At 70.0% G+C, this 4,854-nt stretch carries 6 protein-coding genes and 1 pseudogene; 6 read left to right on the forward strand and 1 reads right to left on the reverse strand.

Going from position 1 to position 4,854, the window contains the following annotated elements:
• Nucleotides 1-186 precede the first annotated feature (186 nt).
• From AB0G56_RS41970 to AB0G56_RS41995, 6 genes and pseudogenes are all read left to right on the forward strand, one after another.
• Nucleotides 187-740, forward strand: a pseudogene (locus tag AB0G56_RS41970) (HNH endonuclease family protein).
• Between the two features lie 257 nt (nucleotides 741-997).
• Complete coding sequence (locus AB0G56_RS41975; protein WP_360981561.1) at nucleotides 998-1,702, forward strand: DUF4328 domain-containing protein; 705 nt, start codon at nucleotides 998-1,000, stop codon at nucleotides 1,700-1,702.
• A 750-nt stretch (nucleotides 1,703-2,452) separates the two neighbouring features.
• Complete coding sequence (locus AB0G56_RS41980; protein WP_031102198.1) at nucleotides 2,453-2,707, forward strand: hypothetical protein; 255 nt, start codon at nucleotides 2,453-2,455, stop codon at nucleotides 2,705-2,707.
• A complete protein-coding gene (locus tag AB0G56_RS41985) occupies nucleotides 2,704-3,078 on the forward strand; it encodes a PIN domain-containing protein (RefSeq protein WP_360981564.1) in 375 nt (124 codons plus the stop codon). The genes AB0G56_RS41980 and AB0G56_RS41985 overlap by 4 nt, the downstream gene beginning before the upstream one ends.
• 489 nt (nucleotides 3,079-3,567) lie before the next feature.
• Nucleotides 3,568-3,891, forward strand: a complete 324-nt coding sequence (locus AB0G56_RS41990; RefSeq protein ID WP_360981573.1) for a helicase associated domain-containing protein — start codon at nucleotides 3,568-3,570, stop codon at nucleotides 3,889-3,891.
• Nucleotides 3,892-3,958: 67 nt separating this feature from the next.
• Nucleotides 3,959-4,264 (forward strand): helicase associated domain-containing protein, encoded by a 306-nt coding sequence (locus AB0G56_RS41995; RefSeq protein ID WP_360981567.1) that lies wholly within the window; start codon nucleotides 3,959-3,961, stop codon nucleotides 4,262-4,264.
• Nucleotides 4,265-4,326: 62 nt separating this feature from the next.
• On the opposite strand, the gene AB0G56_RS42000 is transcribed toward AB0G56_RS41995, so the two are convergent.
• Nucleotides 4,327-4,479 carry a hypothetical protein gene (locus AB0G56_RS42000; RefSeq protein WP_360981570.1) on the reverse strand — a complete coding sequence of 51 codons (153 nt, stop codon included), beginning with the start codon at nucleotides 4,477-4,479 and terminating at the stop codon, nucleotides 4,327-4,329.
• Between the last annotated feature and the right edge of the window lie 375 nt (nucleotides 4,480-4,854).

A 4,854-nucleotide genomic window follows, 5' to 3' on the forward strand; every position in this document is an offset into this window, starting at 1 on the left:
CCCCGCTACGACGTCGGCAAAACCGTCAGACGCCCCGAGACCCTCAAGGCCATCGGCAAGCCTGGCAGGTCCTGGTAGATAAAGAACAAGCTGAGGAACTCGCACAGGTCACCGCCGACCTCGCCGAGCGCATGGCCAAAGCCGGTGGACTCACCGACTGAAGTGCATACTCGCTCTCTCCACAGCATGGGCGGGCCACAGCGGCAGCGTCAACAGCCTCCACCGAACACGGAGCGGTTCAACCAGCGCTCCAAGCTCAAGCACTGGACCGACGCCGACCACAACGGCTGCAACACACGTGCCGAGGTCCTCAAGGCCGAGGCCGTCACCGCTCCCGAGCAGGGTCCGGACTGCCGTCTCACCGAGGGCGTTTGGTTCTCCTCCTACGACGACCGTTGCATCGAAGGGCCCAGCGGACTGGACATCGACCACCTCGTCCGCCTCGCCGAAGCCTGGGACTCCGGCGCCAGCACCTGGACGCCCGCACAGCGCGAAGCCTGCGCCAACGATCTCGGAGACGAAATCGCCGTATCGGCCGCCTCCAACCGGTCCAAGGCCGACCAGGACCCCTCCACCCGGCTGCCCCCGGGCGCCGGCTGCCACTGCACACCTACGCCACCGACTGGATCGCCGACAAGACCCGCTGGAGCCTGACCATCGACACCACCGAACAGACCGCGCTGGCCGAGGTCCTCGTACAGTGCCCCGACACCCCGATCACCGTCGCCCTCGCCCGGTAGACGGGGCGCGGACAGTTCCGCCCCGGCTCGGCACCTCAGCGCCCCGGTAAATCGTGATCTTGCTGGTGTTGAGCGCTTCAGACGGCAGGCCTCGCCGCCTGAACAGCTCGATGTGAGCCGTCCTTCGGTCATGCGCCCCGTGCCGGGCCGGTCCTGCAAATTTGCCATGGACGGGCCGCCCGCGGCTGGCGTATCTTCCCTCAGCGCGCGCTCTTCCGCGGGCGATTCCGTTTCCGTGCCTGTGGGGGGCCACCGTCATGTCCGCATCCAGCGATGTCTGTCCGCGGCCCGCGCTGCCCAACCGGGTACCGCGGCCACCGCGCGGCCTCCTGGCCGGTCTGTCGGCGCTGCTCGCGGCCGTCGCCCTCAGCGACCTGTTCGCCGTCTACGCCGGCGTCCGGGCATACATGCTGATCGACGAGGACCGGGGCCTCGCTTTTGCCTCTCAGCAGGAGCTGGACCGTGCCGACGCGCTGTACCAGACGGCAGGACAGCTCCAGATCGCCACGTTCCTTGCCTGCGCAATCGTCTTCATCGTCTGGTTCCACTGGATGCGCCGGAACGCCGGAGTGCTCGGGCCGGACCGGTTCCGCAACGGCCCCAGCTGGGCGATCGGGTCCTGGTTCATCCCCCTGGCGAACCTCTGGATGCCCTATCGGGTCGCCGTCGACATGTGGGGGGCCAGCACGCGGCTGCCGGCCGACGGCGAGCCGTACAAGGTCTCTTTCTGGCCGGTGAACCTGTGGTGGAGCCTGTTCCTCACCACGACCCTGTTCAACCGGTACGCCTCGCAGCGCTACCAGGACGCCGAAACCCTCGGAGGCATCCGGGACGCCGTGCTTCAGGTGATAGCGGCCGACATCCTGGACATCGCCGCAGCGGCGGCCGCAATGCACTTCGCGGCCCGGCTGACGGCCATGCAGCGGCTGAAGGCGGCCGAGGGGCCGTACAGCTCGGTCTGAGCCGATCCGGGGTAGATCCAAAACCCAGTGATACCGAGCGCTTCAGCTGGCGAGGCCCGCCAACCGAAGCAGCTGGGGTATTAGCAGATACTCCGTCCACACGATGCCCAGCTCGCGGATGCCGGCCAGGAACAGCGCTCCGCCATGGCCGTGCCCCCGCCCGGGCCCGGCCAGCGTCCTATGCGCCGCAGGACCGGCGGTCCGGCGGCTTCCTCCCGGCCTTCCCGGCTGTCTGCTTCTTCGCCGTCTTCTTCGGCGGGCGCATCTCGTGCACGTCCGCCTCCAATCTGGTGACTCTTCTTACCGCCCGTCGGTAAACGAAGGCGAGCTCAAACGAACAGCATCGTCCCCGTCGCCCCCTGGCGCCAGTCGTGCCGGGGCGGGCCCGGGCCGTCGTCCGGCCCGCGCCGCCGCTCCCCCGCGCGCCCGGCCCGCGCCAACCGCGCGTTCGCCCGCCGCCGTACAGCTGCTTCTCGCCGTCCGGGGGCTGCGATGCCGTAGGTCCGGAAGAACGGTGCCCGGACGTCGTCCCGGGCCCGCCCGCACCGCGCGGTCCCGGCCGTGCCGACCGTGCCAGCGGGCGGGGACGGCACGCTCCGGACAGCAGACCGCCACAGCCCGGCGGACGCGTGGCACAGGCTGGCGGGCGGCACGGCCCGGGGCCGTCAGCGCAGGCACGGCAGGACGGCAGCGGGCGGCGGCACGACGGTCTCTGTCCCCCGTGGTTCTACCGGCGGTAGAATCGATGGCATGAGCAAGCCGACGAGCATCAAGACCAGCGAGGAAGTCCGCGATCGGCTGCGTGTCCTCGCCGAGGAACGCGGCACCACCATCACGGAGCTGCTGGAAGAGCTCGCCACCCGCGAGCTCACGGAGAGCGAACGCGAGCAGCGTGCTGCCGAGGCGGCTCGTGAGCTCGGCATCGAGTACACCGAGCAGGTCCAGCAGGTCGGCCGGGACGCCTGGGCGAAGATTCGCGCCCATCAGGGCGGCGCCGCCGCATGAACCTGACGGCCGTCCTGGACCACACGGCTCTGGCCGCTCTGTACCGTGCGGACTCTTTCTTCACGGGCCTCTACATCGAGGCCTCGCGCGGCACCGGCCATGTCATCATCCCCTCACTGTCCGTGCTCGCTGCCGAACGGCAGGTTACGGGCGCCGGCAAGCACGCCGCATCCCTGCGTTTCGCGGAGAACGTCCCGTTCACCGCGGCACACGCCGTGGATGCGATGGGCTGGGCAAACGTGGAATTGCCAGTGGCCCACGCCGCTGCGATCGCCTGGCACGCGGTAAAGGCGGGAGAGCCGCTGACGGTCCTCTCATTGGAACCTGAGCTGTACGCGGGTACCGGCATCACTCCGCTGAACCCCACCTGACCCGCGCCTCCCCTACCAGGCAGCTGGACCCGCGCCCGGACTCCCCGGACTCTCCGGACCCCCGGACTCCGCCACCCAGCCGCGCCTGATCACCGCACGGACCGTCACCACGACGACCAGCACCACGTCGACGAGGGCGCGGCGCGGGTGAGTGCGGCGGCGGCCGATGTGCTGCGGTTCAGCACCGAGCGCGACCCAGCGGCCGTGGCCGCGTTCGTGCGACTGCGGGTCATCGATCCCGAGCGGGCGTACTGACGGCGCGGCATCGCGGCCGCCTCGCGGTGGCTGCGGCAGACGGGGCCGGACGTTTTGTCAGTGCCGGTGACCTACCGGACCCCCCGGGACTGGGCGGGAGGTCGGTTCTCACCCGTTGGGCGCGTGGCTGGCGGATCAGCGCCGGTATACGCGGCCAGGACGCTTGAGGCCGAGCGGGTGGCCGAGCTGGAGCAGCTGGGCATGGTGTGGTCGGTCTATACGGAGTGGGAGGGCATGCTCGCCGTCGCCCGCTCGTACGCCGCAGCGCACGGGCACTTCGCCCCGCCCGCGACCGCCGTGTGGGAGGGGCAACCCATTGGCACGTGGGCGAAGAACCAGAAACAGGCGGCCAAGAAGGCGGCTGTGAATGCCGCGCGGCGCGCGGCGGGGGGAAACGGGCGTCCCCAGCACCGGGGAGCTGCCCAGGGGGCGCAGGGAGGCCCTGCAAGCCATCGCCGCGGGATGGTGCCAGGTATGGGACGCCGGATGGCAGCGCGCCTACCGGCTCTGCCAAGCCCACGTCCGCGCCGGCGCCCCGCTCCCCGAGACGCCGGGTGAGGTGATGGTGCAGGGCGAAGACCTCGGAGCATGGGCGGCCGGGCAGCGTGCCGGGTGGGAGCGGCTCATGCCCGCACAGCAATACCTCCTGGAGACCCTCGGCCTGGAACCCGCCCCCGCCGGCCACGAGGGCGCGGAGGGCGCGGCTCGGCCGGTGGGGCGGCGGGAGCAGGCGCGGGCGGTGAACCTCGCGGCCGCCCGGCAGTTCCGCGAGCGGGAAGGGCACCTGACGGTGCCCCGCAAGCACGTGGAAGTCCTGCCGGACGGGACCGAGATCAAACTCGGAGCCGTCATCGACAACACCCGACGCCGGGCCGACAGACTGTCCGAGGAGCAGCGGGCGGAGTGGACCGCCCTCGGCATGCGCTGGTAGCACGGCAGAAGGAGGAGAGGGGTTTCAGATCAACGGTCCTGGCACCTGCACTGCTGATCCCGTCACCGGGCGGACCGCGTGTTCTGCCACTCAGGCGCCCGTTCCGCCTGCGGCACCGTCAGCGCCGTCGCTTGAGCCAGCGCGTCGTTCCTGAGCCCGCTCGGGTGCTCGACGAGCACCCGAGCGATCTTGCCGACCCGCAGTTCCTCCGGCACGAACGGCTGGTGGCCATACCGTTCTCAGATGCTCCTGCGAGCACGCGGTGACACACCGCCGCCCGTCAGGACCCGGGTCATGAAGATCGTCAGCCGGCCCCACGTGGCACCTGATGGGGTCGGGGCAGGACAAGCAGGGTCAGGACGGACTATTTTCGGCTCCCAGCGTCTTCAGCGGCCGATGGAGTGTCGTACAAGAGGTACGTCTCAATTCCCAAGTCTCCGTCGAGTTGAAGCCGATGACCGTCGTGCTGGATGGTGCCCCGGTGCGGGAAGGCGTCTAGTGCTGTGACCGCATAGGTTCGCCGGTTCGGATGCCTTACAGGTTGTTCGCATAGAAGCTGGTGAGTCGTTCGACGGCAGCGTCGACGTATT

This window comes from Streptomyces sp. NPDC021356, from assembly GCF_040641015.1.
Taxonomy (GTDB): domain Bacteria; phylum Actinomycetota; class Actinomycetes; order Streptomycetales; family Streptomycetaceae; genus Streptomyces.